General features: G+C 39.8%; 27 protein-coding genes, 2 tRNA genes and 2 pseudogenes. 14 read left to right on the top strand and 17 right to left on the bottom strand.

What is annotated here, in order from left to right:
• Nucleotides 1–64: 64 nt before the first annotated feature.
• The gene (locus AC4CUX_RS08000) at nt 65–1,765 is read right to left on the bottom strand and encodes an NAD-dependent malic enzyme (RefSeq protein ID WP_078426291.1); all 1,701 of its coding nucleotides are present in this window, start codon (nt 1,763–1,765) and stop codon (nt 65–67) included.
• A gap of 326 nt (nt 1,766–2,091) precedes the next feature.
• On the opposite strand from AC4CUX_RS08000, the gene AC4CUX_RS07995 reads away from it, so the two are divergent.
• Nucleotides 2,092–2,295, top strand: coding sequence for a hypothetical protein (locus tag AC4CUX_RS07995; RefSeq protein WP_490792312.1), 204 nt, complete (start codon nt 2,092–2,094; stop codon nt 2,293–2,295).
• A 100-nt stretch (nt 2,296–2,395) separates the two neighbouring features.
• Here AC4CUX_RS07995 and AC4CUX_RS07990 read toward each other — a convergent pair whose 3' ends face one another.
• The gene (locus AC4CUX_RS07990) at nt 2,396–3,550 is read right to left on the bottom strand and encodes an RNA-guided endonuclease InsQ/TnpB family protein (RefSeq protein ID WP_005402020.1); all 1,155 of its coding nucleotides are present in this window, start codon (nt 3,548–3,550) and stop codon (nt 2,396–2,398) included.
• Complete coding sequence (locus tag AC4CUX_RS07985) at nt 3,547–4,161, bottom strand: IS607 family transposase (RefSeq protein WP_005402019.1); 615 nt, start codon at nt 4,159–4,161, stop codon at nt 3,547–3,549. Before AC4CUX_RS07985 ends, AC4CUX_RS07990 begins: the two co-directional genes overlap by 4 nt.
• 53 nt (nt 4,162–4,214) lie before the next feature.
• Here AC4CUX_RS07985 and AC4CUX_RS07980 point away from each other — a divergent pair, with 53 nt between their 5' ends.
• Nucleotides 4,215–4,595, top strand: coding sequence for a YfjT/YkfB family phage-associated protein (locus AC4CUX_RS07980; protein WP_490792311.1), 381 nt, complete (start codon nt 4,215–4,217; stop codon nt 4,593–4,595).
• Nucleotides 4,596–4,603: 8 nt separating this feature from the next.
• Here AC4CUX_RS07980 and AC4CUX_RS07975 read toward each other — a convergent pair whose 3' ends face one another.
• Nucleotides 4,604–4,888 carry a DUF2798 domain-containing protein gene (locus tag AC4CUX_RS07975; protein ID WP_004684392.1) on the bottom strand — a complete coding sequence of 95 codons (285 nt, stop codon included), beginning with the start codon at nt 4,886–4,888 and terminating at the stop codon, nt 4,604–4,606.
• Between the two features lie 177 nt (nt 4,889–5,065).
• On the opposite strand from AC4CUX_RS07975, the gene argS reads away from it, so the two are divergent.
• Both argS and AC4CUX_RS07965 read left to right on the top strand, forming a co-directional pair.
• Complete coding sequence (gene argS / locus AC4CUX_RS07970) at nt 5,066–6,871, top strand: arginine--tRNA ligase (protein WP_490792310.1); 1,806 nt, start codon at nt 5,066–5,068, stop codon at nt 6,869–6,871.
• A 278-nt stretch (nt 6,872–7,149) separates the two neighbouring features.
• Entirely contained in the window at nt 7,150–7,752 is a 603-nt protein-coding gene (locus AC4CUX_RS07965; RefSeq protein WP_004684390.1) for an SPOR domain-containing protein, read from the top strand.
• A 30-nt stretch (nt 7,753–7,782) separates the two neighbouring features.
• On the opposite strand, the gene AC4CUX_RS07960 is transcribed toward AC4CUX_RS07965, so the two are convergent.
• The 4 genes from AC4CUX_RS07960 to AC4CUX_RS07945 all read right to left on the bottom strand — a co-directional run bounded on the left by AC4CUX_RS07960 (nt 7,783) and on the right by AC4CUX_RS07945 (nt 10,615).
• Nucleotides 7,783–8,382, bottom strand: coding sequence for an alpha/beta fold hydrolase (locus AC4CUX_RS07960; protein ID WP_201953189.1), 600 nt, complete (start codon nt 8,380–8,382; stop codon nt 7,783–7,785).
• Between the two features lie 14 nt (nt 8,383–8,396).
• The gene (locus AC4CUX_RS07955) at nt 8,397–9,038 is read right to left on the bottom strand and encodes a glutathione S-transferase family protein (RefSeq protein ID WP_201953187.1); all 642 of its coding nucleotides are present in this window, start codon (nt 9,036–9,038) and stop codon (nt 8,397–8,399) included.
• Nucleotides 9,039–9,166: 128 nt separating this feature from the next.
• The gene (locus AC4CUX_RS07950; RefSeq protein ID WP_201953184.1) at nt 9,167–9,565 is read right to left on the bottom strand and encodes an OsmC family protein; all 399 of its coding nucleotides are present in this window, start codon (nt 9,563–9,565) and stop codon (nt 9,167–9,169) included.
• A gap of 102 nt (nt 9,566–9,667) precedes the next feature.
• The gene (locus AC4CUX_RS07945) at nt 9,668–10,615 is read right to left on the bottom strand and encodes a pirin family protein (RefSeq protein ID WP_201953182.1); all 948 of its coding nucleotides are present in this window, start codon (nt 10,613–10,615) and stop codon (nt 9,668–9,670) included.
• Nucleotides 10,616–10,969: 354 nt separating this feature from the next.
• Between AC4CUX_RS07945 and AC4CUX_RS07940 the strand changes: the two genes are divergently transcribed.
• The 3 genes from AC4CUX_RS07940 to AC4CUX_RS07930 all read left to right on the top strand — a co-directional run bounded on the left by AC4CUX_RS07940 (nt 10,970) and on the right by AC4CUX_RS07930 (nt 14,690).
• Nucleotides 10,970–13,180: an AAA family ATPase gene (locus AC4CUX_RS07940; protein WP_490792309.1), complete on the top strand. Its 2,211-nt coding sequence runs from the start codon at nt 10,970–10,972 to the stop codon at nt 13,178–13,180.
• A gap of 66 nt (nt 13,181–13,246) precedes the next feature.
• A protein-coding gene (locus AC4CUX_RS07935; RefSeq protein ID WP_228127453.1) for an IS3 family transposase occupies nt 13,247–14,379 on the top strand; the annotation gives its coding sequence in 2 pieces (ribosomal slippage) (nt 13,247–13,499 and nt 13,499–14,379; 1,134 coding nt in all).
• Between the two features lie 47 nt (nt 14,380–14,426).
• Nucleotides 14,427–14,690 (top strand): hypothetical protein, encoded by a 264-nt coding sequence (locus AC4CUX_RS07930; protein ID WP_490792308.1) that lies wholly within the window; start codon nt 14,427–14,429, stop codon nt 14,688–14,690.
• Nucleotides 14,691–14,784: 94 nt separating this feature from the next.
• Here AC4CUX_RS07930 and guaA read toward each other — a convergent pair whose 3' ends face one another.
• From guaA to AC4CUX_RS07915, 3 genes and pseudogenes are all read right to left on the bottom strand, one after another.
• Nucleotides 14,785–16,353, bottom strand: coding sequence for a glutamine-hydrolyzing GMP synthase (guaA, locus tag AC4CUX_RS07925; protein WP_201953178.1), 1,569 nt, complete (start codon nt 16,351–16,353; stop codon nt 14,785–14,787).
• A gap of 147 nt (nt 16,354–16,500) precedes the next feature.
• Nucleotides 16,501–16,836: a NirD/YgiW/YdeI family stress tolerance protein gene (locus AC4CUX_RS07920; protein WP_201953175.1), complete on the bottom strand. Its 336-nt coding sequence runs from the start codon at nt 16,834–16,836 to the stop codon at nt 16,501–16,503.
• 138 nt (nt 16,837–16,974) lie between these two features.
• Nucleotides 16,975–17,389: pseudogene (locus AC4CUX_RS07915) on the bottom strand (DoxX family protein).
• 194 nt (nt 17,390–17,583) lie between these two features.
• Between AC4CUX_RS07915 and AC4CUX_RS07910 the strand changes: the two are divergent.
• Nucleotides 17,584–18,228, top strand: a complete 645-nt coding sequence (locus AC4CUX_RS07910) for a DedA family protein (RefSeq protein ID WP_004684377.1) — start codon at nt 17,584–17,586, stop codon at nt 18,226–18,228.
• Here AC4CUX_RS07910 and AC4CUX_RS07905 read toward each other — a convergent pair.
• The 5 genes from AC4CUX_RS07905 to AC4CUX_RS07885 form a co-directional block, all read right to left on the bottom strand.
• Nucleotides 18,225–18,818, bottom strand: a complete 594-nt coding sequence (locus tag AC4CUX_RS07905) for a LysE family translocator (RefSeq protein WP_201953807.1) — start codon at nt 18,816–18,818, stop codon at nt 18,225–18,227. The two genes, AC4CUX_RS07910 and AC4CUX_RS07905, sit on opposite strands and share 4 nt — an antisense overlap.
• Before the next feature lie 214 nt (nt 18,819–19,032).
• The gene (locus AC4CUX_RS07900) at nt 19,033–19,422 is read right to left on the bottom strand and encodes a hypothetical protein (protein ID WP_201953173.1); all 390 of its coding nucleotides are present in this window, start codon (nt 19,420–19,422) and stop codon (nt 19,033–19,035) included.
• Nucleotides 19,419–20,273 (bottom strand): ParA family protein, encoded by an 855-nt coding sequence (locus tag AC4CUX_RS07895; RefSeq protein ID WP_004684373.1) that lies wholly within the window; start codon nt 20,271–20,273, stop codon nt 19,419–19,421. The genes AC4CUX_RS07900 and AC4CUX_RS07895 overlap by 4 nt, the downstream gene beginning before the upstream one ends.
• 85 nt (nt 20,274–20,358) lie before the next feature.
• Nucleotides 20,359–20,751: a SirB2 family protein gene (locus tag AC4CUX_RS07890; RefSeq protein WP_201953170.1), complete on the bottom strand. Its 393-nt coding sequence runs from the start codon at nt 20,749–20,751 to the stop codon at nt 20,359–20,361.
• Between the two features lie 14 nt (nt 20,752–20,765).
• Nucleotides 20,766–21,074 carry a BolA family protein gene (locus AC4CUX_RS07885; RefSeq protein WP_201953167.1) on the bottom strand — a complete coding sequence of 103 codons (309 nt, stop codon included), beginning with the start codon at nt 21,072–21,074 and terminating at the stop codon, nt 20,766–20,768.
• A gap of 220 nt (nt 21,075–21,294) precedes the next feature.
• Here AC4CUX_RS07885 and AC4CUX_RS07880 point away from each other — a divergent pair.
• Nucleotides 21,295–21,370, top strand: a tRNA-Gly gene (locus AC4CUX_RS07880).
• Nucleotides 21,371–21,411: 41 nt separating this feature from the next.
• Nucleotides 21,412–21,487 (top strand) — tRNA-Gly (locus AC4CUX_RS07875).
• A 472-nt stretch (nt 21,488–21,959) separates the two neighbouring features.
• Here AC4CUX_RS07875 and AC4CUX_RS07870 read toward each other — a convergent pair.
• Nucleotides 21,960–22,187: a helix-turn-helix domain-containing protein gene (locus AC4CUX_RS07870; protein ID WP_005401914.1), complete on the bottom strand. Its 228-nt coding sequence runs from the start codon at nt 22,185–22,187 to the stop codon at nt 21,960–21,962.
• Nucleotides 22,188–22,300: 113 nt separating this feature from the next.
• On the opposite strand from AC4CUX_RS07870, the gene AC4CUX_RS07865 reads away from it, so the two are divergent.
• The 4 genes and pseudogenes from AC4CUX_RS07865 to AC4CUX_RS07850 all read left to right on the top strand — a co-directional run.
• Nucleotides 22,301–22,510 carry a hypothetical protein gene (locus AC4CUX_RS07865; protein ID WP_005401915.1) on the top strand — a complete coding sequence of 70 codons (210 nt, stop codon included), beginning with the start codon at nt 22,301–22,303 and terminating at the stop codon, nt 22,508–22,510.
• A gap of 23 nt (nt 22,511–22,533) precedes the next feature.
• The gene (locus AC4CUX_RS07860) at nt 22,534–23,715 is read left to right on the top strand and encodes an Arm DNA-binding domain-containing protein (RefSeq protein ID WP_392453224.1); all 1,182 of its coding nucleotides are present in this window, start codon (nt 22,534–22,536) and stop codon (nt 23,713–23,715) included.
• The gene (locus AC4CUX_RS07855; protein ID WP_372375755.1) at nt 23,708–23,956 is read left to right on the top strand and encodes a hypothetical protein; all 249 of its coding nucleotides are present in this window, start codon (nt 23,708–23,710) and stop codon (nt 23,954–23,956) included. The genes AC4CUX_RS07860 and AC4CUX_RS07855 overlap by 8 nt, the downstream gene beginning before the upstream one ends.
• Before the next feature lie 67 nt (nt 23,957–24,023).
• Nucleotides 24,024–24,182 (top strand): annotated as a pseudogene (locus tag AC4CUX_RS07850) (DUF1376 domain-containing protein); the annotation flags it as partial.
• Nucleotides 24,183–24,249: the final 67 nt, after the last annotated feature.

Raw genomic sequence — 24,249 nt, 5'->3', positions numbered from 1 at the left:
TAAATCCGTATACCCAAAACAAAAAGGAGCAGCATGCTCCTTTTTGTTCGTCTCATTTTCAGCTTTAGAAGGCGACACGTTTATAGTGACGATACTCTGGCTTCCAGAAGTTCTTCTCAATCGCGTGTTGCAATTGCTCATCACTAATAATCGGGGCTACACCTGCATCCATTGCTGCTTTGGCCACTTTAAAGGCTATCAGCTTAGAGACTTTCTGAATTTCATCAATCTCAGGCAATAAATCTGCTGTAGGGTTCACGAGCATCGGTGAGCAATCTGCCAAAGCATTACTCGATGCAATTAACATCGAATCGGTCACACGGGTTGCATTGGCCGCAATCACACCTAACCCGATGCCTGGGAAGATGTATGAGTTATTACATTGCGAAATATTATAAATTTTGCCTTGATAGTTTACAGGAGCAAAAGGACTGCCCGTCGCAATCAAAGCCTTGCCATCCGTCCAGTGAATAATATCTGCTGGCACTGCTTCAACACGCGACGTTGGATTAGACAGTGGCAGCACAATCGGACGATCACAGTTCGAAGCCAAAGTACGAATCACTTCTTCAGTGAATAAGCCAGGCTGACCCGATACCCCAATCAACACGGTAGGTTTGGCATTTTTCACGACATCAAGCAGTGAAATCACCTCTTCAGCATTGCCCCATTGCGCAATCACGTCTGGCTTTTGCGCCAATTTACGTTGGAAATCAAGTAAGTTAGGCTGATTTTCAGTGATTAAACCAAAACGATCGACCATATATACGCGTGCACGCGCTTCGGCATCAGTTAAACCCTCAACTTTCATCTGTGCAACAATTTGCTCAGCAATCCCACAGCCTGCTGAACCTGCACCTAAGAAGGCAACGGTTTGATCTTTGAGCTGTTTACCTGCCGCACGTGATGCAGCAATCAAACTGCCTACAGAAACGGCTGCGGTACCTTGAATATCATCATTAAAACAACAGATTTCATCACGGTACTTATTCAATAACGGCATGGCATTATTTTGTGCGAAGTCTTCAAATTGAATCAACGCTTTCGGCCAACGACGCTTGATCGCAGCAATCACTTCATCAACAAAAGCATAGTACTCATCACCACTGATACGCGGTTGATTCCAACCCATATAAATTGGGTCATTCAGTAACTGCTGATTATTGGTCCCGACATCGAGGGTAATTGGTAACGTATAAGCTGGGCTAATACCCCCACACGCGGTATAGAGCGACAACTTTCCAATCGGAATACCCATACCACCAATGCCTTGGTCGCCCAAGCCTAAAATACGCTCGCCGTCGGTAATCACAATAACTTTGACATTTTTCTTGTTGATGTTATGCAAGATGTCATCAATATGCGCACGGTCTGGATAGGAAATAAATGTACCACGATGGCGACGATAAATATCCGAAAAACGCTGACAGGCCTCACCCACCGTTGGAGTATAGATAATTGGCATCATCTCACTTAAATGGTTTTCAATGAGGTGATAGAACAAGGTTTCGTTGGTGTCTTGAATATTACGCAAGTAAATGTGCTTATTGATCGCATCATTAAAAGCACAGTACTGTTGATAAGAACGCTGACTTTGTTCTTCAATGCTTTCTTCAACATGCGGAATTAAACCATGCAAGTTGAAGCGAGTGCGCTCTTCTTCCGTAAATGCCGATCCTTTATTTAACAGCGGCAACTCAAGCAAGGTATTGCCCGCATAAGGGATGTATAAGGGTTGTTTTGTCTTTAAATATTCTGTCGTCATTACCTATCTCGTTATACATAGATTTAGATGAACCTATGGGGAGAATCTATGCATCTAATTCGGCTACTAGCTTAGCGCCATTTGCTCGTCTTTTGATATTTATAAGCGTGATGCAATTATCAAAGCGATTTAGTCTGAAAATAAAAATCAAACCAACTCAACGTAAAAAGGACGTTTACGACAGTCTTTCGGTCAAATAACGCATGGATAAAATTTGAACTTAAATAAAGCTCAAGCTAAGCTAACGCTTTTATTTCTTCTTTATATTAAAAATGATCATCAAAAAATTGAGGTTGTTGAGCCTCGCATGTCTTTACCTCACACAAATGACAGCATGCCAATCCATTTCTACAGCGCAGACTACAGTGAGTGATAAAATTACAGGACTATTTGGTCATAACGAAAAACTGCCTGAAATCGATCCCAAAGGCATTGTCGATATCAGTAAAGCCACCATCGAGCAATATGAGCAACTCAGTGCAAATTTACCGTTATTTAAAACCTACTTAAACCTACTTACGTGGGTTTAATGTTTAATTCCTACTTCATCATCAAGAACCAATTGCTATTGCGCTTGGGATTACCTCAATTCCATAGGCTGTCACGGTGTAACTCACCGCCATTGGTGGCTTATGTAGCCACCAATTCTTTATCTGCATGTTTTAGAATATTGATGGCAGCATTAATATCCCTGTGATGCAGGGTGTTACATGAACATCGCCACTCACGCATTGCAAGTGTCAGGTTTTGGTTTAATTCACCACAATTCGAACACATCTTGCTGCTTGGAAAGAATCGTCCAACAGAAAGTATTGATTTGCCATGCTGTTTAGCCTTGTAAATCAACTGTCGCTTGAACTCATAAAAGCCCATATCCGATATGGCTCTTGAGAGCTTACGGTTTTGTACCATACCTTTCACATTTAAATCCTCAATCGCAATCAGATCGAATCGCTTAACTAAATCAGATGTGACTTGATGAAGATTGTTTTTTCTCAAGCATGATATTTTGTAGTGCAAACGAGAGAGCTTGGTTTTCGCTTTTTCTCTGTTTTGACTACCTTTCTTTTTACGGCTAAAAGACTTAGCAAGTCGTCTTAACTTGGCAAGCTGTTTCTTTAGTGGCGCACTTGATGGAACAACCTCGCCATTAGATAAAGTGGCAAGACTGGAAACACCTAAATCAATACCAACAGATAAACCTGTTTTGGGGTGAAGTTTCTCAGGCTGATTTAATTCAACAGCAATCGAAGCAAACCACTTACCACCCTGTTTAAATATTTTCGCTGATAATATTTTTCCTTGATAACGCAAATCCTCAGTCATTTTTACCCAACCCAAGTTTGGGATACTAATTTTTCTATCTTTAATGCTGAATTGGTCATTTGATAATGAGAAGCGATCATCTACGCCTTTTTTTCTAGGCTTTGGATATTTGGATTGACCATTAAAAAAACGATCAAATGAACTACCCAATTGCTTAATCGCAAGTTGTGGCGCACATTTGGTCACTTTAAGCATGAAAGGGTATTTCTCACGCTTGAACGAGTTTAAGTGCTTTCTTATTTTAGCTTCGGATGGTTTATTTAGAAGTTTTTTATCCACCTGAACGCCATAATAGTCACACTGATCTCTATATTCCTTATCTGCTTTATATTGACGTTGCCATTCTTTTAAAGCCCAATTATACGACAAACGAGCAACACCACTCGCTTGAGCGAAATGACTTGCTTGCTTATTATTTGGCAGTAATTGGATTACATGCCCTCGTATGAATCGGCTCATAGTGCGTCTTTGACTGCCTGTATTAACTTTTGGTTTTTCTTACTACGACTACCATATAATCTTGCCGAAAACACTGTAATGATTTCCAAAACATCTTGAGCAAGTTCTTCCTCAAAAGACAAATTTTCACCCTTATTAAGAATGACGATCTCCACGCTTTTAGCTTCACATAAGGCAAAAACCAACTCAGCACCAAACCGCAATAAGCGATCTTTATGCGTTAAAACCAAACGTCCGATTTCATCATTCATGATTGCTTCTAGCAGCTTATTTAAGCCTTTTTTTCTATAGTTCATACCCGAACCAAGATCGGAGATTAATTCAAACGTCCAACCTTGATTTGCACAGTACATTTCAAGAACTTGTTGCTGTCGAATTAAATCTTCTTTTTGGTCATGACTCGATACCCTTGCGTATGCAATGGTTTTCCTTTGAAGTTGACTATCGGGCTTGTGTATTTGCTCAGGCGTGATCTTACTCAGATCATATCGTCTATGATTTTTAGGGGTTCGATCTGCAACCAAAGTGCCTTCTTCATCCCAACGCCTTAATGTTTGAATGGAAACACCTAATGTTTTAGCTGCAACGCTAATGCTTACATATTTACTCATGTTGTATATAATAGTATAGAAATAAGTAGATTTCAATTAGCAGTTACAAACCCTTGAACCAATGGGTCTATTTGGAGAATGAAAAACAAGGGATTTATCAGCTACAAAACAAATCGACCGAAAGCTTTGTGCTCTCACTACGTCTGAATTGTAAAATCAGCAGTCATCCGCCTACATTTGAGCTTCAAGATGCGCAAGGCAAACGTATCTTATATGGCTATGATAAAGAAGCAGGACAGATTCAGTTTTTACTCGACAACAAAAACTACGGCAATCCCTTTGATCCATTTCAACGCCAAAGCCTGAGTCGTTTTCAACAACAACTTGCCAGTGCCAAAGTGATTAAGCTCTTTCATGCAGGCAAACTGTATCGTTTTCAAAACCAAAATGCGGAACTCCTAAGCAAACCTGTCTCATGCCGTGAAAATAGCTAAAATGCAGGTTATTTGGGTGGGTTCAAATGTGACATATCAACAAACACACCGGTCAAACGGCGCACAATCGGTAGCACAATGAGCACTACAGGATAGGCCACCACCCAAGACATCATCCATGCGGACAACCAAACCTGTAGGAAATTGTCCACCCAACCCAAATTGCGCCAAAGATTGATCATCGAGATAATGCCACTCATAAAAAATGAGATAAAAAACGGCAAAATAAACATGGCATATTTTGCTGGTAACTTGGGAATATTGCCGATGATCATCGGTCGCTGTTCAGACACGTTTTATCCTTAAAAGTATGCGTTTTGGTTCTCATCATACTGCGCTTTTCATATTTATTGCAGCGCAATCGTTAGCAGTTTTTGAACATTTTTTATTCTATAAAAATGGATTCACCTAAAGACGCGGAAATTTGCTATATTTAGCGTTTTTCTGCGACATTAAATTTTCGACTGAATATGAACACGGCAATCCAAGCAGCTCTCGAGCACGCAGTGCAAAACCTTCAAGCTGAAGGCGTCCTTCCAGCAGACTGGAATAACAGCAGTACTTTGACGCGTACCAAAGACCGAAGCCACGGGGATTTCGCGTCCAATATCGCCATGATTGCCTCTAAAGCTGCGGGGATGAAGCCACGTGATTTAGCCGAAAAAATTCTTGCTGCACTGCCTGAAGTGGCGGACATCAGCAAAGCAGAAATCGCAGGTCCTGGCTTTATTAACTTCTTTTTAAATGCTGACCAACGTTTTGCTGTACTTGATCAAATTCAAGCGCAAGGCAAGCAATTTGGTCGCACTCAAGCCAATGCTGCGAAGAAAATCCAAGTAGAATTCGTTTCTGCCAACCCAACGTCTAGCTTGCACGTTGGTCATGGTCGTGGCGCAGCCTATGGGATGACCGTTGCAACCTTGCTTGAAGCAACAGGTGCAACCGTAGACCGTGAATATTATGTGAATGATGCAGGCCGTCAAATGGACATCCTGGCAACATCTACCTATTTACGCTACCTCGAATTAACAGGCCAAGAACTGGTTTTCCCTAAAAATGCCTATCAAGGCGACTATGTTAAAGAAATCGCGCAAAGTATTATTGATGCTGATGGCGATGCTTACGTTCGCCCTGTAGCAGACGTGTATAAAGATGTTCCTGAAGATGTGCAATATGCAGAAAAACTCGATGCTGAAGGCAATAAAGTTGTCCTTTCAGGCGACAAAGAAAAGCACATCGATGGTTTAATCCATAATTCACAAAGCTTAATCGGTGAAGCTTACCGCGTATTCCACCAAGCAGCGCTGAATGCGATCTTAGATGACATCAAAGATGACTTGGGCGAGTTTGGTGTAACCTTTAACCAATGGTTCAGTGAAGCTTCATTGACAGACAAAATTGATGAAGCTTTAGAAACTTTAGAACAACGTGGTTTCTTATATGAAAAAGACGGCAACATTTGGTTCAAATCGACTGAATTTGGCGATGAAAAAGACCGTGTTGTGAAACGTCGTAATGGGCAAACCACTTACTTTGCTTCTGACATTGCTTATCACCTGAACAAATTACAACGTGGCTATACCGATATCATTGATATCTGGGGCTCAGACCACCATGGCTATATTTCACGGGTCAAAGCCGCGATTGATGCCTTGGGTTATGATTCGAAAAAACTGACTGTGCTTTTAGTTCAGTTCGTCAGCCTATGGCGTGGTGGTGAGATGGTACAAATGTCATCTCGTTCTGGTCAGTTCGTGACTTTACGCGACCTGCGTAAAGAGGTGGGCAACGATGCTGCGCGTTTCTACTACGTGATGCGTAAGTCTGAGCAGCACATTGACTTTGACTTAGACCTTGCAGTTTCACAAAGCAAAGACAATGCGGTGTACTACATCCAATATGCGCATGCACGTGTTAATCGTATGGTCGATGTGAAAGCACCTGAAAAAGGCATTACTTTTGATCGTAGCAAAGCAGCTGATTACGATGCGACCTTATTAACTCTTGATGCTGAAACTGAAATTCTTGCCAAACTTGCGGCCTATCCTGAAATTGTGCTTCGTGCAGCAAATAGCTATGAACCACACCAAGTGGGTAACTATTTGAAAGAACTCGCGGCGTTATTTCATGGTTGGTATAACTTGGATAATACAAGAATTATCGACGAACAGAATATTGCCCTTTCGCAAGCCCGTTTATTACTTTCAATAAACGTACAACAAGTTTTGCGTAATGGTTTAGAGTTACTAGGTGTGTCTGCACCTGAGACGATGTAACCAGCAAAGCAAAGCTTCACACATGGCTGTAAGACCGAAAGCTATGCTTGAGGTACCGATGTAAAAAGCAACGCTTTGCACATCGTCGCAAGATGAAGGGCTTTGCCCGAAGTAGCCATATCAACCCCGATGTATTGCTCGCTTTGTGAAACTTGAATTTTGCAAAGCGATTCTTTATTTTACAATGACGCCTCTTTTAATTGCTTGAGGCCAAGTACTAAAATAAAGCAAAGAATGGGCCAGTCCCTCATATTGATTAGAAGAAAAGAGGTTTCCACGTGTTTGGAAAAACGCAGCGCGGTGTATCTGAAAGACCGAACAAACCCAAAAAGCCACTGATTCCAGCTTGGCTCGGTACACTTGTGGTCATTTTAATCGTGCTCTGTTTTGCTGTAGCACTGTTACTGTGGAAACCTTGGGCACCAGTGAAGCCGAAAGGGCAAATCACTTCGGAACATTATCAAGAAGAAACCAATAAAGACTACCGTTTCTATGACCTACTGCCACAGCAGCAAGTGACGCCGATTCCTGATCAAGCCATTCCTGAAACCAAAGACAATCCAAGCACTGTGGTGATTGTTGAAGCACCTGCTGCCGAAGAAAGCACCCCTGCTGAACCGGGTTTAACCGAAGCAGCACCGACACCGCAAGCGCCAAGTTTTATATTGCAAGTCCGCAGTTACCCTGACCCAGACAGTGCCGATGCACGTCGTGCAGAAATTATCTTAAATGGTCTCTCTGCCGATGTCGTCAAAACCGTTGAAGGTGGCCAAACATGGTATCGCGTGATTTCAGGGCCATATGACTCGCAAGAAGCCGCAGTGATTGCGCAACAAACCCTACAACATAGCGGGATTGATTCGATTGTGGTCAAACGCTAAAACAAAAAAAGGATGCCTCGGCATCCTTTTTTATACTCTGAGTTTGACGAGAAAATTTTGAATCAATTGCGCAACATGCTCTGCATGCACATAAGCCAAATCATGTTGACCCTGTGACACGATATGCAATTCAGCATGTGGTATTTGACGGTGTAAGAACTGTCCCACTGCAACAGGACTAATCGGATCTGCATCGCCCCAAATCAACAAAACTGGACACTGGATACGCTCCAGACTGTCTGTCAAATCAGACTGATGCTGAACAAACCAATCAGGAACCGTAAAGCTCTGTTGATAATCCTCTCTCCAATCCGCCACCTGAAAAGGACTTAAATCAATGCCGCCTGAGGTTGCCACGAGCACCAAGGCCTGCACCTGTTCAGGCTTTTGTAAAGCAGCTTGTACTGCAAAAATACCACCCATCGATTGTGCAACGACCACAGAAGGCTGTTGAATTTGATTCAATACATAATCTTGTAAGTCCTCAAAACTCTGCACTTTCATTTCATCAGGATAGCCACCAAAGCTCGGATAAGCGACGACCATGGTTGAATCGTCCTGTAGGCGTTGGATAACAGGTTGCCAAAATGCCGTATTGCCCGATGCACCGGGCAAAAAAATCAGGTTCAAATCATCACCACCCACTAGAACCCACTGAGCTCCTTGGCTTTTTTAAAGGCTGGGCGCTGCTGAATACGCTGTGCATAAGCAACCATTTGAGGATTATGGGCTTTTACCCGCTCTTGCATTGCCACTACAGGAAAGCTCATTTGAATATCGGCAAAGGAAAAATCACCTGCAAAATATTCATGTTGAGACAAATAATTTTCCAAATATGCACTGTGCTCTTTCAAGCGTGGATTAATAAAGCCGCCTTTCACCCCATCACAAATTTTATTGGCAAGCGGTTTAATTAGAAATGGAACATGCTTGGGTACATTACTCATCACCAAGGTCATAACCAAATATGGCATCAACGAGCCTTCGGCATAATGCATCCAGTAGTTGTATTGCATTAAGTCCTTTGAATTTTTCGGTTTAAACTTGTGTTCTGTATCGTAGGTGGCTTGCAAGTATTCTAAAATCACCGCAGATTCTGCTATGACCAAATCACCATCGGTCAAAACAGGGGCTTTGCCTAAGGGATGAATGTTTTTTAACTCAGGTGGTGCAGCATAGGTCGGTAGGCGTTTATAAAACTTCACTTCATACTCCAGCCCTAACTCTTCCAAAGCCCATAAAATGCGTAAAGACCGTGAATGTTCCAAATGGTGCAGGGTGATCATTGTTTTACCTTTTTTAATTGAAATCTAGCACCCACTTTACGCTAAAATTTGGATTTTGCATCTGTCGATACACATGAATACCCAGTCGCGCAAAATCCTTTACCGCCTATAAAAAACCATCAAGCGAGTTAAACAATTGAGGTTTCAATCTCGACGGAACGTAATAAAGTTTTAGTGACTGGTGTTTTTTGACAGATGTCTAAGATTTTTTGGTGTGCTTCTTCTGTCAATGTTTGCTCAAACGACAAACGACGGCTGATCCATTCTCGGCCTTCTTTATTGGCATTAAAATCTGCTTCGACACTAAAAGTCCCCCACTCAATACCTTTGTGCTGCGCATACATCCGTAGGGTAATCATGGTGCAGGAAATCAAACCTGTACAAATAAAGTCATAAGGTGCAGGGCCTTTATCTTGACCGCCAAAAGACGCTGGTTTATCGGTAATGAATTGATGTCGTCCACTGCTTACTTCACCAGACCATGCTTCGACGCATGTTTTGACTTCCGCATTCGCAATGATTCCCATTTTTTTATTATCCTATTTTTCATTGATATTATTTTGAATAGGTTTCAAGTATTGAAACTGTCCACCTATTCTGTTGTTGAACGACTTGTCGCAGTATTCCCTTTATTTTGAAGCGCGCATTTGGTCTGGAAATGCTGGAGCTTCTAAGCGCGGACCTTCATAGTCAGGAATCGAACCAAAACGTTCATCTTGTGCAATCCACTGATCACGTGCAATTTTCAATTCTTCTTGAGTACGACCAACAAAATTCCACCACAGTAGAATTGGACTTTCAAACGGCTCACCACCTAACAGTAACAAGCGACTGCCAGCATGAATTTCAATTTCAATCGTACTTACACCCTGCTCTAGCACCACCATATTGTCTTCAGTCAGTTCGTGTCCATTAACCGTAGCCGTTCCTTCTAAAGCCATAAACCCATACTCAAAGTTTGGATTGAGTGTTAAACGGGTTTTGGTGCTTTCTGCTGCGCTTAAGTCCACCCCTAATAACTCTGTATAAACGCTCACAGGTGAAGTGGTATTTAAAAACTCTCCGACCAAAACGGTAAATTCCACCCCATCTTTTTCCACCACTGGCAGTTCTGGATAGTGATCGAAACGTGGTTCAACAGCAATTTGTGCATCAGGCAATGCAATCCACAACTGTGCTGCATGCATTTTGGTTTCTGTATCTGGTGCGACTTCCGTATGGGAAATCCCGTGTCCTGCGGTCATTAAATTGACCTGTTTTGGACGAATCAGCTGTTTGCTGCCCAAACTGTCGGTATGCATCATGGTGCCTTCAATCATCCATGTAAAGGTTTGCAAACCGATATGTGGATGTGGGCCAACATCTAAACCGTCCCCTTGAGGGAAGGTTACAGGGCCTGCATGATCTAAGAAACACCATGCACCAATCATTCGTTTATGGCGACTTGGCAGCGCGCGTTTGATGACCGTCCCTTGGCCGATTTCAGCACTTCTCAGTGGAAACTCTTGAATGAATTGATTTACGTATTTTTCACAGTCATCCGAATGTGAAAGTTCAGTATAGTTATTATTCGTCATGTGCTTACTCATTACAGATCCATATGTCCTAGATCATAACAAGCAGATTCCCAACTGCACATCCCTAAAAATAGAATGCTGATTCTTAAACTTGGGACAATATCTTGTGTTTTCAAAACCTAAGTACAAGGCAATGAGTGGATGTAAAGATGTTGTTACATCTTTCTCTCTGTATGCCTTAGAGCCTCCCCAATATTTTCAAATGTTTATATGCGCGTAGACAACCTAAAAAAGCCTCAACTAATAAACACTTATAGAATTTGATTAAATAGCATTCAATTTTTGTAAAAGTTTAGATATTATTTACCAAGCAATAAAAACTTTATTATTCAATAAAAATAGGCTGAAAATTAAGTGAAAATCAAGAGCATTGCAAAAATTGATAATTTTGGGATTTTTCAAAACTTTGATTGGAATACTCATCTATCCTCCAATCTGGCTCAACAGAATCAAACTTATGACTTTAAAGATATCAATATTTTTTATGGTCGAAACTACTCTGGAAAAACTAGCCTTTCTAAAATCATCCGAGCGTTAGAAACTAAAACACTTTCACCTAAATACGAAAATCCAAATTTTAGCATTGAGCTTTCAGATAGTTCTATCATTTCTCAGAATAATCTATCGGCATTTGCTCACCCAATTCACGTATATAACTCTGATTTCATTAGAGAAAACCTAAAATTTATTCATGATGAAAATGCAAATATTGAATCATTCTCAGTAACTTTGGGCGGTGAAAATCAGCAAGTTTTAGATCGTATTCAACAGTTAAAAAATGAACTAGGCTCTAATGAAGAAATCTGTAAATCAGCCCTATATCTTGATATTCACAATAAAGCTAATGAAGTTCAAAATGCCAAAACCAATCATCAAAATAAAGTACGTGACTTAGACAAAAAATTATCAGATAAAGCAACTCGAAACTCTGATTCAATTAAGAATCAACATGAACGTTTTGGGAATATTCGCTATGACAAAAGAAGTTTAGAAGCAGATATTTCTGAAGTACTACACAATAACTATCAACAACTAAACCTGACGCAAATAGAATTATTTGAAAATACTGTTCGACAACGTAAGCTATCTGCTCCCCCTGAGCTCTCACCTTATACTTTAAATTTCTCATCTCTCATCACTTCTACGAATGACATACTAAAATCAGTTGTTGGCAGCTCAGATAAAATTGATGAACTAAAAAATAATCCCTCTCTAAATTCATGGGCGCAAATAGGACATCCCCTACATAATGATCGTACTACTTGTGCATTCTGTAATAATGAAATTAGCGATCAAAGACGCAAAGAATTAGCCAATCATTTTGATGAAGAAACAGATAAGCTCCGCGATAGAATTTCCAAAGGAATAAAATATTTAGATAAGTTACTAAGTAATAGTCCATTAAATATCAGCTTTGATATGACGAACTATTACCAACAGTACCATCCTGAACTTTCTCAACTACAAACCAATCTGCAAAATGCTTTTGCCAAGCAGAAATCATCTATCGAACTGCTAAAAAAATCACTTGAGGATAAAGATAAAAAACTATTTTCAGAGTTATCAATCGAACATCCTCAAGATCATTCTACAGAAATCAAAACTATCCTTGAAAGAATTTCTCAGATTCGAACTGAATGCATTCAGAAAAATGATCAACTTTATTCTTTGCAAAACGAAGCTAAAAATGCATTACGTTTAGATCATATTTATCTCTTCTTACAATCTATTAACTACACTCAGTTAACTTCAGATATAGACCTAGCTTTTGAAGCCATTGCTCCATTAGAAATTGAACTTGCAACACTACAAACTCGAAAAACCACAATTACTACTGAAATAAAAAGTGAAGAAGACAAATTAAAATCTGAGGGTGAAGCTTGTCGACGCATTAAGAATATTCTAAATCATGATTTCGGACATCAAGCCTTAAGCCTAGAACCAATCGAAGCCAATACAACAAATGGGAAAGAGATTAAATTTGAAATCCAACGTAATGGTACTAAAGCCCATAATCTCAGTGAAGGTGAGCAAAGCCTCATCTCATTTTGCTATTTCTTAGCAAAAATCCAAGATGATCTAGATCAAAATAAGAAACCGATTATTTGGATAGATGATCCTATTAGTAGTTTAGATAGTAATCATATTTTCTTTATCTTTTCTCTTATTGAAGAAAAAATTGTAATTAATCAAAAATTTGGGCAACTGTTTATTTCAACACATAATTTAGAGTTTTTAAAATACCTAAAACGACTCAATGGGAAAAAATGGGGCAATATACAATTTTTTATTGTTAAAAGGAATTTTGACTCCTCTGCTATATTCCAAATGCCAATCTATATGAAAAACTACTTTTCAGAACTTAATTTCTTATTTCATCAACTATATCTCTGTGCAAGTGAAGAAAACATTAACGACCAAAACTATAATATATTTTATAATTTCCCCAATAACGCAAGGAAATTTTTAGAACTATATTCTAATTTTCATTATCCAGATGGATTTTCCAACACCGATACCGAAAAACTTCAATTCCTTTGGGGAGAGGTGGATCAGGAAATTTGAACAACACTTATAAGTGATATTTTGCTCCCCAAATGATGTTATAAACATCAATATATGGAGTATTTTATGGCACGTAGACCAAGAAGAAATCATTCAAATGATTTTAAAGCTAAGGTAGCACTTGCTGCGATTAAAGCAGAAAAAACACTTGCTGAATTGAGTGCTGAATTTGATGTTCATCAAAACCAAATTATCGACTGGAAAAATCAACTGATTTCAGCTTCCTCGCAAGCTTTCGATCAATCAAAAGCTCCAACAGAACCACCCATCGATCTAAAAAAACTACATGCAAAAATCGGTGAGCAGGCATTAGAAATTGATTTTTTAGAAGGTGTGTTGAAGAAACTGGGCCGCTTCAACCACAAAAGTTAATCGATGACTCACTTCAGATTTCAGTATCTAAGCAAGCTAAGCTGCTGAAAGTCTCCCGTGGTTGTTATTACTATCGCCCAAAACCTGTGAGTGAATCAGATCTGAAGCTGATGCGCTGTATGGATGAGTTACATATGCAATACCCTTTTGCAGGTAGCCGTATGATGCGTGATTTGTTGAATCGTCAAGGACATCATATAGGACGACGTCATACACGTACTTTAATGAAGAAAATGGGCATTAATGCGTTATATCGTAAACCAAATCTAAGTCAGGCCAATCAAGCTCACCGTAAATATCCATATCTGCTCAAAGGATTGGCTATTCAGCGCAGTAATCAAGTGTGGTCTACGGATATAACGTATATCCCTATGGCAAAAGGCTTTGTTTATTTATGTGCTGTGATTGATTGGCATAGCCGCAAGGTACTTGCGCATAGAGTATCGATTAGTATGGAGGTTACATTTTGCATAGAAACATTAAATGAAGCTATTGAAAAATATGGTCGACCTGAAATATTTAATACAGACCAAGGCAGTCAGTTTACCAGTGATGCATTTATTGATGTATTGAAATCAAATGGCATTCAAATCAGTATGGATGGTAAAGGTCGATGGGTTGATAATGTGATGGTTGAACGATTATGGCGGAGCGTTAAATATGAAGAGGTGTATCTCAAAGCCTACAGCAATGTTTTGGATGCGAAGAAGCAATTAAACGCATATTTTGAATTTTATAATTTGAAACGACCTCATTCGAGTCTGGACAAAATGACTCCAGATGAGTTTTACTATGACCAGCTACCACAACAAAATAAGGTAGCTTAACTAGAGCAGAGTATCACTTATAAATAAGCTTTTAGTTGTTCAAACATGTGGGACCACCTCTGGGCGAACATTTAGTATTTACATTTACTGATAGAATCAATAATGAATACTCTCACTTGGCAGGAATATTTGAAAGATCCTTTACACCTTTAGAACAACCTGAAATGCATAAAGCTTCTTTTGCTATTCTAAAAAAAATTATTGAGTTAAATCCAAGACAATACGAAGGTTTCTTAAAAAGTATTGGAATAGAATCGACTACATTAGACCCTCTTTATATAAAACTAACTACATCAAAAAAGAGCGCTTAAGCGCTCTTTTTTTAAAGATAATTTTCGTCAACTGCCGCGAGCATAGCTCTTGGCGTAATTTAGGCAAGAAGCTTCGCTTCTTGAAAGCCCTAAATTACTCCCATTCAATCGTTGCTGGTGGCTTAGACGATACGTCATAAACAACACGAGAAACATCTTTAATTTCGTTCATGATACGTGTCGAGATTTTATCTACAAGATCATAAGGAAGATGTGCGAAACGTGCTGTCATGAAGTCAACGGTTTCAACTGCACGAAGCGCAATTACCCATGCATAACGACGGCCATCACCTACAACACCAACTGATTTAACCGGTTGGAATACAGCAAAGGCTTGTGCAGTTTTATCATACCAGCCACTGGCACGAAGCTCTTGCATGAAGATGTCATCTGCAAGACGTAAAATGTCTGCATATTCTTTCTTCACTTCACCCAAAATACGCACGCCCAAACCTGGACCTGGGAATGGGTGACGATATAGCATTTCAAATGGTAAACCTAAAGTTGTGCCTAAACGACGCACTTCATCTTTAAACAAATCACGGATTGGCTCAACCAATTCAAAAGCTAAGTCATCTGGTAAACCACCCACATTGTGGTGAGATTTAATCACATGAGCTTTACCATTTTTGGTTGCAGCAGATTCAATCACGTCTGGGTAAATTGTCCCTTGAGCAAGGAAGTTTACGCCATCAAGTTTACGCGCTTCTTCAGCAAAAACTTCAATGAACTCACGACCAATGATTTTACGTTTCTTCTCAGGATCAACTTCACCAGCTAGTGCAGTCAAGAAACGCTCTTCAGCATCGGCACGAATCACACGGATACCCATGTTTTTCGCAAACATGTCCATCACTTGCTCGCCTTCGTTCAAACGAAGTAGGCCATTATCAACGAATACACAAGTCAATTGATCGCCAATCGCACGGTGTAAAAGCGCAGCAACTACTGATGAATCAACACCACCCGACAGACCAAGAAGAACTTTTTGATCGCCAATTTGTTGACGTAATTGTTCAACGCGTAGGTCAATGATGTTTTCAGAGTTCCACAGGCTACGACAGCCACAAATGCTGTGTACAAAGTTCGATAATAACTCTGCACCTTTTGCAGTGTGCGTTACTTCTGGGTGGAACTGAATACCGTAGAAACGACGCGTTTCATCAGAAACCATCGCAACTGGACAGCTTGGTGTGCTTGCAGTGATTTGGAAACCTTCAGGAATCGCTGTCACTTTGTCACCATGGCTCATCCAGACTTTAAGTTGGTCTTTGGTGTCTTCAAGATCACCAATCAACTTGTCACGAACTTGGATGTTTACTTCGGCATAACCGAACTCATGTACAGTACCCGGCTCAACTTTACCGCCAAGCTGTGCAGACATGGTTTGTAAGCCATAGCAAATACCCAAAACTGGTACACCTAAGTTGAACACAACTTCTGGCGCACGTGGGCTGCCTTCTTCGTGTACGCTCTCAGGACCACCTGACAAGATGATACCGTTTGGATTAAATGCACGAATGTCTTCTTCAGACATATCAAAAGCATACATTTCAGAATATACGCCAGCTTCACGTACGCGGCGTGCAATAAGCTGGCTATATTGAGAACCGAAATCCAAAATAAGGATACGATCTTCAGTAATTTGAGTATTGGTAGTCATGACAAACAACTATGAAAGGCAAACGAATATAAGCGCCGTATTCTAGCATTTTTCCGCGCGTAACGCACATAATTCGGACAAGCTTTATACAACGCTTAAAACCCAATGGTTTTTATATCAAAAAGCACGCTTTCGCGTGCCTGATGTTTATTTCAAAACTTTTTCTATTTTAACGACTTCAATATCAGTCGGTTTATAACGATGTGTATCCACCTCACCGACCACCTGTACTTTATCGCCTGCTTTAATATTGGATGCTTTCCATAAATCGTCATCAATATCCAGCAAAATAACCCCTGTACCATCGCTGAACTCGTAGTGGTCTTCATTGAGATGTTTCAGCAGCGTGCCTTTTAAGGTGACCGCAGTTTCATCTTTCAGCTTTGCAATGCCTGACACAGAGACATGGTTCTTTGCAGCTTCTTGTAAAATGATATGATCATCTTTGGCCCATGCGCCAGCGGCAAGACTTAAACTTGTCATACATAACCCTATTTTAAAAAGATTTTTTCATCTTATTTTCCTCATGTTTTATTGATCTTGATCAAAAAAAAGAACGTCCACACCGTACTTTTTTGTAAATAAAAAAGCAGCATCCTGTATGCTGCTTTTCATTTTGAATTATTTTTCAATCAAATGATCTAGACTCATTTTTCCTGCACCATGCAGCATTAGAAAAAATAGACCACCTACCATGGCAAAATTTCTCATAAAATTAATGCTGGCTTGTGCGCCATCGTGAAAAATAAACGCGGTAATAACACTAAATAGGTCTAAGCCAAACGCAGGAAAGTGGGCTTGAAAACCAAATAACAGCGCTAAGCCACCACCAAACTCAACTAAAATGGTTAAAGGTAATAGCACTCCAAGCCCCCATAGACTCCGTATACCCTAAAGTTACGCTATAAGCTGAAATTTTTCCCTAGCCTGCAACAAGGAAAATATAAGCCATCAGTACACGGGCAATTAAAGCTAAAACTACATCGGTATTGGGTTGATTGACAATATTTTTGGCCACAACATTTCGATTAAATATTTTTACACCTTTAAATACGTTTTATTTGAACTTGTAGCTATCTTAATGTTCTCTATTTTTAGAATAAATATCCATTTTCATCACACATACTTTTAAGATAAGAACACTGATAGCTAAATTTATTTACGTTTTAATACTGACTTCTGATAACGAGACTGCTAGGATTTCCGCACTCTTTTGCTTATTTGTGCCCCATGGAACTGATTGATTTTATATTACATGTCGATGACCATCTGCTTGAGTTTATCACCAACTATGGGGTTTGGATTTATGCAATTTTGTTTCTCATCATCTTTGTGGAAACAGGTTTGGTGGTCATGCCGTTCCTGCCCGGCGACAGTTTATTGTTTGCCGCAGGTGCATTAGCTGCATCCACAGGTGCAATGAATCCATGGACTCTTGGTGTTTTACTTTTTATCGCGGCCGTACTGGGCGATACGCTGAATTATCACATTGGTCGTTATATTGGACCGCGCGTTTTTGAAATCGAGTCACGTTTCATCAATAAACAACACCTGATTAATACACAAAAATTCTTTGAAAAACATGGTGGTAAAACTATTATTTTTGCGCGTTTTATTCCTTTTGCGCGGACTTTTGCACCTTTTGTAGCAGGTGCAGGAAAAATGGACTACAAATTTTTCCTGTCTTATAACTTGATTGGCGCATTCTGCTGGATTGGATCATTCATTACTTTAGGCTATATTTTTGGTAATGTGCCTGTGGTCAAAGACAATTTCACGCATCTGATTTTCGGCATTATTATTATTAGTGTCTTGCCGGGGATCATTGGTTTTATTCGGGCCAAATTAAAGAAAAAATCAACCACTGAAGCTTAAGCAAAAAAACGTAGAATCACTGGAAACATACACACCACCAACAACATAGCCGATCCTTTATATAAGAGATCGGCTTTTATTTGTTTGGCCTCACCCGATAAAATGGCACGGCCAAAAGACATCCAGAACAGTGCCGTTGGCAATAACACCAGACTAAACACCGCAAAGACCAAAAAGAAATTGGTGGGATTATCCCAAGCTTCATAGGGAAAAATACCCGCAGCAAATAAGACCGCTTTCGGATTTTTCAAAGTAGAAAAAAATAATTGTTTAGGTCGAATCGAGGTAAAACGTTGATTATGTTTTTCTAAGTGCGAGCTTTTCCACAAATGAAAAGCCAACCAGAACACATAGACTGCGCTCAGTGCATGTAAAAGGTCTATCAGATAAGGCCAAGTCGGGGTGCTAAGATGAATCAGGAGTGCCCATAAATTGATGGCATAGAAATACCCAAACAGTTCTGCGGGTACAAGTAAGCTGGTCTTCGCCAGACCTTGCTGATGTGCAGAGCTTGCGAGTAAAGCATTGGTCGGTCCCGGAATCATCAAGACAGCAATCATTGCCAATACAAACAGCCAACTCTCAATCATAGACATCCAACAACAGGATTAAAGATGCGCAATTTAGCCGAAAAAGAGTGGCTTCCTCAAGTCAAAGCGGAAAAAACACAGAACCCATGAGGTAAAAAAGTGCGTGTTAAAACGATAATTCATTGTTTTATTGAAATTATTTTCGAAACATTTTGCTAAGATTTTAATGACTGCTGAAAGATTAAACCCTTCAGCAGGATGAATAAATGCGACATTAATTAGTCTTATTTTGCACGGTAATCGCACAACCTTTGAATTTTGCAGCTTGTACAATCGCCTCTTGCTGACCCAAAAGTCGTGAAATTTCAGTTTTTTTGGTATTCGATGATTGTCCCATATTCACTGAAACGCTTGGACCAAAGCCCCAACCGCCACCATGACTCCATCCACCACCCAGACCTAGACCTACGCCAACACCCGTGCGTTTCGCAGTAGGTACACCTTCATCTAAATGTTGCTGAATCCGATTATATTCTGCTTGTAACTGTTGGCAGTTCAAAGCTTGATACTGTGTAGGAGAGACATAAGTCGGTTTAACCGTTGTGGCACAGGCGCTCAATAACAGCGTACAGCCCATTAAAAAAGCAATTGTGATCTTTTTCATGCTGAATCTCGCAATTTATTATTCTCAATCTCATTGAACAATGATTGATAGGCCTGCGTCAATTTATGATCGTGTGCCAAATGAATTAAGGGTAAATTTTTGTGGTGCGATTCTTTCATCAGCACTGATGGAGGCAACATACTTTCTAATACAGGAAGACCTTCATCCTTCAGCTGTTGCACCACTTCACGCGGAAGTTTGGCTTGCGCTTGGAACTGATTCACCACAATGCCTTCAATTTCCAAATGATCATTATGATCGTCTTGAGTTTCGAGTACATTTTCGATCAAAGTTTGCAATGCACGTTTAGAAAAGACATCACAATCAAACGGAATCAGGACTTTATTGGCTGCAATCAGTGCCGACAAAGTAAAGAAGTTAAAGGCTGGCGGTGTATCGATATAGACACGATCATATTTTCCAGCAAGCTGTTGTAACGCATCACGCAGTTTATAAATTTTATGTTTTGACTCTAAAGCATAAGCCAATGCCCCAAGGCTTGGGCTGGCTGGAATCACATCCAAATTTTTAAAAGGGGATTGGTGTACATAACTTTCTAAACCTTTAGCTCGCCCTTTGAGGATCGAACCAATGGCACTTCCCAATAGACTTTTATTTTGAGTCGTTCCAAGCACTTCTTCAAAATAGTTTTCAATATTGGGTTCTAAAGCTGGTTTGTCTGCCGAGTACGTTGCGTCATCGCCCAATACATACTGACTCGAATTAGCTTGCGGATCGAGATCAATCAGTAAGGTTTTTAAGCCTTGATGTGCACTTATTGCTGCCAAATTCACTGCAATACTGGATTTGCCGACACCACCTTTTTGATTAAATACCACACGTGTATGCATGAAATCCCCTCCCTCTTGTTATTTTTCCGCTATAGATAGCAGCGTAGCGCAGAACAATCGCTGTGCCGATGATTATGTCTAACAATTAGCCAAAGTTTGGTTTAATCATGACTAAACCTAAAATGGAAATCATCGCAACCACCGCCAAGAATAAACCCGCTCGGCGCTGTGTAAGTAAAATGCTGTCTTCTTTTTTATAAACTTTCGACAAAGAGGACAACATCACTAAAAATAAAACCACTTTGGCATAAAACCATGTTTGTACATCAAAGTTTTTCATCACTAAAAGTGCAATCCCGGTCAGTACAATCACCAGCATGCTTAAGTGCTGAAGGGCTACAAAAGCTGTTCGACCCGCTGGATTGGGCTGATTGCCTTGGACGCCTTTAAATAGCGTCATGGCACGCGCCAAAATCACGACACATGCCAAGCTGACCGCACTCATATGCACGATCTTAATCAATAATTGTGTTTCCATGACTGAATCTCTGCTTAGCTTTTCGGGGCATGTGCACAATTTGGACTAGAAGTGTCTTGTCCTTGCCATTCTGCGGGTAAAAAGGCATGAATCGCCAAAGCATGAATTTTACCTGGACTAAGTAAATCTCCTGCTACTGAATAAATTTTTTGATGGCGCTGAACTAAACGTAATCCCGCAAAACTCTCACTCACCACGATCACTTTAAAATGTGATTCTTTACCTGGAAAATAGCCACCATGACCAGAAGATTCATTCACGACTTCTAAATGCGATGGGGAAAGCTGTTGTAAGCGTTCAATCAGTTGCTGCTCCAAGCTCATACCTGTCTCCAAAAATGATGATTCGTTCAAAGTATACCTGTTCCTTCGGGATGTTGAATACGTAAAACTCTTTTCACTAGTATGAGGCACAACGTTTCGTGAACAAAAGTTAAAAAAGCTCAAGGCATCGCCTAAAACTGGCTTTATTTTATGCAATTAAACTCAGCTTTTTCATAAAGCTATTGACCCTGAACTTACTTGCTGTATCATACAGCGCTATGCGGGAATAGCTCAGTTGGTAGAGCACAACCTTGCCAAGGTTGGGGTCGCGAGTTCGAGTCTCGTTTCCCGCTCCAAATTTTTTTCAGTGTAAGTTTTAGCAAAAACTGCTCAATACGCGGGAATAGCTCAGTTGGTAGAGCACAACCTTGCCAAGGTTGGGGTCGCGAGTTCGAGTCTCGTTTCCCGCTCCAGATTTAAAAAGCCCTGATCGAAAGATTGGGGCTTTTTATTGTTGATTTAATTGATATTTATTCATCTAATTAGAATTATTTACTAAAGCCTACTTATAAATTTTACTGCCCAGCTCTATATTCAGTGCCCAAAATGTGACCATTATGTGCCACACCGTATATAAATCACCTTAAATGACCTCAAACGCTACTCACTTACATACAATTTTAGACTGTTTAGATTTAAAATAGAGGCCTAAAAAATCGAATTTCCCCCCCAAAATTTGAACTTATTTCTTAAGTTTGTGACCAATCACTTTTCTAAAGTGACCATCGGTGACCAAAATTTTTACCTAAAAAAGCTCATTTTTAGATATTCATCTAAGTTTTAAATAAATCAATTCAAATTATCTAGATAAATTTTAACGATCGTTCAAATTTCATATCTACTTTGTGACCAATCAAGATTTCAAAGTGACCATCGGTGACCAAACTACTCTTCACTCGACTGATTATTAATATTTTTTTTAAAAATCAATAAATCTCCAACCTCTACCTCTAGTGCTGTGCAAATCTTATCAATTGTCTCAAAATCAATTCTGACAGACTCATCATTATAAAGTTTATGTAAAGTAGATTTATTAATTCCAGTGCTTCTAACCAGATCAGCAACTTTTAGCTTTCTTTCTGCCAACAAAACTGCCAAGTTTGAAATAATCATAAAATTTCCTAGTTAGATAATAAAAAGTACTTGCAAAGACATAAAAATATGATAATTTACGTTTTAGGGATAATTTTTCCTATTTAACTAGTAAAAAATCAGAGGCTTTTATTATGTCATATACCTATCTTACAGCCCAACAGCTGGCTGAAAAAATTCAGTACGACGCTCGTACTATTCGCAATCAACTTAAAGATAGCGTCTTCATTGAAGGTGTTCACTATATTCGTCCTTTTGGTGGACGCAAGATTCTCTTTGTCTGGGAGCGTATCGAAAAGGAAATGCTGAAATTTACAGGTTTAAGCATGGATGCTCTTCAATAATTGACTATAGAGGAACTATGAATATGGCTAGCATCCGCGAACGAAATGGAAGGCTCATTGCTGACTTCCGTTATATGGGTATTCGATGTAGAGAAACAACGAGCCTTGAAGATAATGCATACAACCGAAGAGTACTAAAGAAGCGTCTAGAACAACTGGAAGCGGAAATCACTTTAGGTACTTTTGAATATGAAAAATATTTTCCTAAAAGTAAAAAAATTGATGATTTCAAAGAAAAACGTAGTCAACAAATTGCAGTACAAACACAAGTGCCACTTTTCAAAGATTTTACAGCTTTGTGGTTTAAACAGAAACAAATTGAATGGAGAGGTTCTTATCAACAGAAAGTAGCGATTGTCATTAAAAATTACTTGTTACCTGCTTTTGGTAATCTTGTTTTAACAAAAATTAAGAAGTCAGACTTGCTGAACTTCCGTGCCTCTCTCGCCAAAGTGACACACGGAAAAAATCAAACAAGTCTGAAAGCATCTAGGATTAATCAAATCATGACGCCTTTACGTATGATACTCAATGATGCGGCTGAACGATACGAGTTTGAGTCGCCTTATAAAAATATTAATAATCTGAAAGAAAGTAAGATTGAAGTCACACCTTTTTCTCTGGAGGATGTACATAAAATTATCACCACGGTACGTGATGACTTCAAACCTTATTACATCATCCGCTTTTTTACGGGCATGCGTACTAGTGAAATTGATGGCCTTCAATGGAAGAATATTGACTTACCACGCCGTGAAATCCATATCAGAGAAGCGTTAGTAAATGGGAAACTTGGTGGAACCAAAACTTATGGTTCTGACCGTACCATCCAAATGAGTGATCGGGTTTATCAGGCCTTTCTGCAACAGAAAAGCTTAAATAATGGTAAATCCAGTTTTGTCTTCTGTAATCGTGATGGTGGGCCTCTCGATTATCGCTTGGTAAACAAGCGTGTCTGGCATCCCCTGCTACGCTTTTTAGGGCTAAAGCCCCGTCGTGCTTATCAAACACGTCATACCGCAGCAACTCTTTGGCTGTCGGCAGGAGAAAATCCGGAATGGATCGCACGCCAGCTGGGACATTCAACCACTGAAATGCTGTTTCGGGTCTATAGCCGCTACATTCCGAATGTTACACGTCGCGATGGTAGCGCTTTTGAAGCCATGCTAGAAAAAATCAATACAGAGGAGCTTGCACATGAATAGTAAGGCTTTCTTTGGCGGCGTAGTCGTTAGTCCAGAAGCAGATATGGTCGCGCGTGAACTCATTCACGAGTTACATATTCCCAAACTGCACAATCTGGCCTTTTTGCTGGAAATCAATAAATGTTTCGATGATCACCAAGCATTAAGACTCTGGCTACAGCGAATGCTAGATGATGGACAAGCCCATTACGATGATTTAGCCCAACAAGCCCGTATCCGGTTAATAAATCTAGCTCCCTGATCTAATAAATATACAAGGTCATCAAATTGATGACCTTAGCCCCTTATACCCATAAAAAGGTAAACCCATGCATAAAGATATTTCAATTTGGATGCCAATTTATATTGGCGACTTACAGGCAAAATTCGCACGAATGACTGTAGAACAAATCGGTGCAACACTGCTGTTAATGATGGATTTCTGGAAAAATGGTGCTATTCCTCATGACCTAGCGACTGTATGTAGTTGTGTCTGTACAATATAGTTGTAAACTAATGACTTAATAAAATCAATGATTTAAAAATTTCACACAT

The sequence above is a fragment of the Acinetobacter sp. 231_lipA genome (assembly GCF_058243005.1).
This window is presented reverse-complemented; position numbering and strand designations above follow the sequence as displayed.

Coding starts and splice junctions, on each gene's coding strand:
- AC4CUX_RS08000 (WP_078426291.1), bottom strand. CDS start 1,765: ATGACGACAGAATATTTAAAGACAAAACAACCCTTATACATCCCTTAT.
- AC4CUX_RS07995 (WP_490792312.1), top strand. CDS start 2,092: ATGACAGCATGCCAATCCATTTCTACAGCGCAGACTACAGTGAGTGAT.
- AC4CUX_RS07990 (WP_005402020.1), bottom strand. CDS start 3,550: ATGAGCCGATTCATACGAGGGCATGTAATCCAATTACTGCCAAATAAT.
- AC4CUX_RS07985 (WP_005402019.1), bottom strand. CDS start 4,161: ATGAGTAAATATGTAAGCATTAGCGTTGCAGCTAAAACATTAGGTGTT.
- argS (WP_490792310.1), top strand. CDS start 5,066: ATGAACACGGCAATCCAAGCAGCTCTCGAGCACGCAGTGCAAAACCTT.
- AC4CUX_RS07955 (WP_201953187.1), bottom strand. CDS start 9,038: ATGATCACCCTGCACCATTTGGAACATTCACGGTCTTTACGCATTTTA.
- AC4CUX_RS07950 (WP_201953184.1), bottom strand. CDS start 9,565: ATGGGAATCATTGCGAATGCGGAAGTCAAAACATGCGTCGAAGCATGG.
- AC4CUX_RS07945 (WP_201953182.1), bottom strand. CDS start 10,615: ATGACGAATAATAACTATACTGAACTTTCACATTCGGATGACTGTGAA.
- guaA (WP_201953178.1), bottom strand. CDS start 16,353: ATGACTACCAATACTCAAATTACTGAAGATCGTATCCTTATTTTGGAT.
- AC4CUX_RS07920 (WP_201953175.1), bottom strand. CDS start 16,836: ATGACAAGTTTAAGTCTTGCCGCTGGCGCATGGGCCAAAGATGATCAT.
- AC4CUX_RS07910 (WP_004684377.1), top strand. CDS start 17,584: ATGGAACTGATTGATTTTATATTACATGTCGATGACCATCTGCTTGAG.
- AC4CUX_RS07905 (WP_201953807.1), bottom strand. CDS start 18,818: ATGATTGAGAGTTGGCTGTTTGTATTGGCAATGATTGCTGTCTTGATG.
- AC4CUX_RS07900 (WP_201953173.1), bottom strand. CDS start 19,422: ATGAAAAAGATCACAATTGCTTTTTTAATGGGCTGTACGCTGTTATTG.
- AC4CUX_RS07895 (WP_004684373.1), bottom strand. CDS start 20,273: ATGCATACACGTGTGGTATTTAATCAAAAAGGTGGTGTCGGCAAATCC.
- AC4CUX_RS07890 (WP_201953170.1), bottom strand. CDS start 20,751: ATGGAAACACAATTATTGATTAAGATCGTGCATATGAGTGCGGTCAGC.
- AC4CUX_RS07885 (WP_201953167.1), bottom strand. CDS start 21,074: ATGAGCTTGGAGCAGCAACTGATTGAACGCTTACAACAGCTTTCCCCA.
- AC4CUX_RS07870 (WP_005401914.1), bottom strand. CDS start 22,187: ATGATTATTTCAAACTTGGCAGTTTTGTTGGCAGAAAGAAAGCTAAAA.
- AC4CUX_RS07865 (WP_005401915.1), top strand. CDS start 22,301: ATGTCATATACCTATCTTACAGCCCAACAGCTGGCTGAAAAAATTCAG.
- AC4CUX_RS07860 (WP_392453224.1), top strand. CDS start 22,534: ATGGCTAGCATCCGCGAACGAAATGGAAGGCTCATTGCTGACTTCCGT.
- AC4CUX_RS07855 (WP_372375755.1), top strand. CDS start 23,708: ATGAATAGTAAGGCTTTCTTTGGCGGCGTAGTCGTTAGTCCAGAAGCA.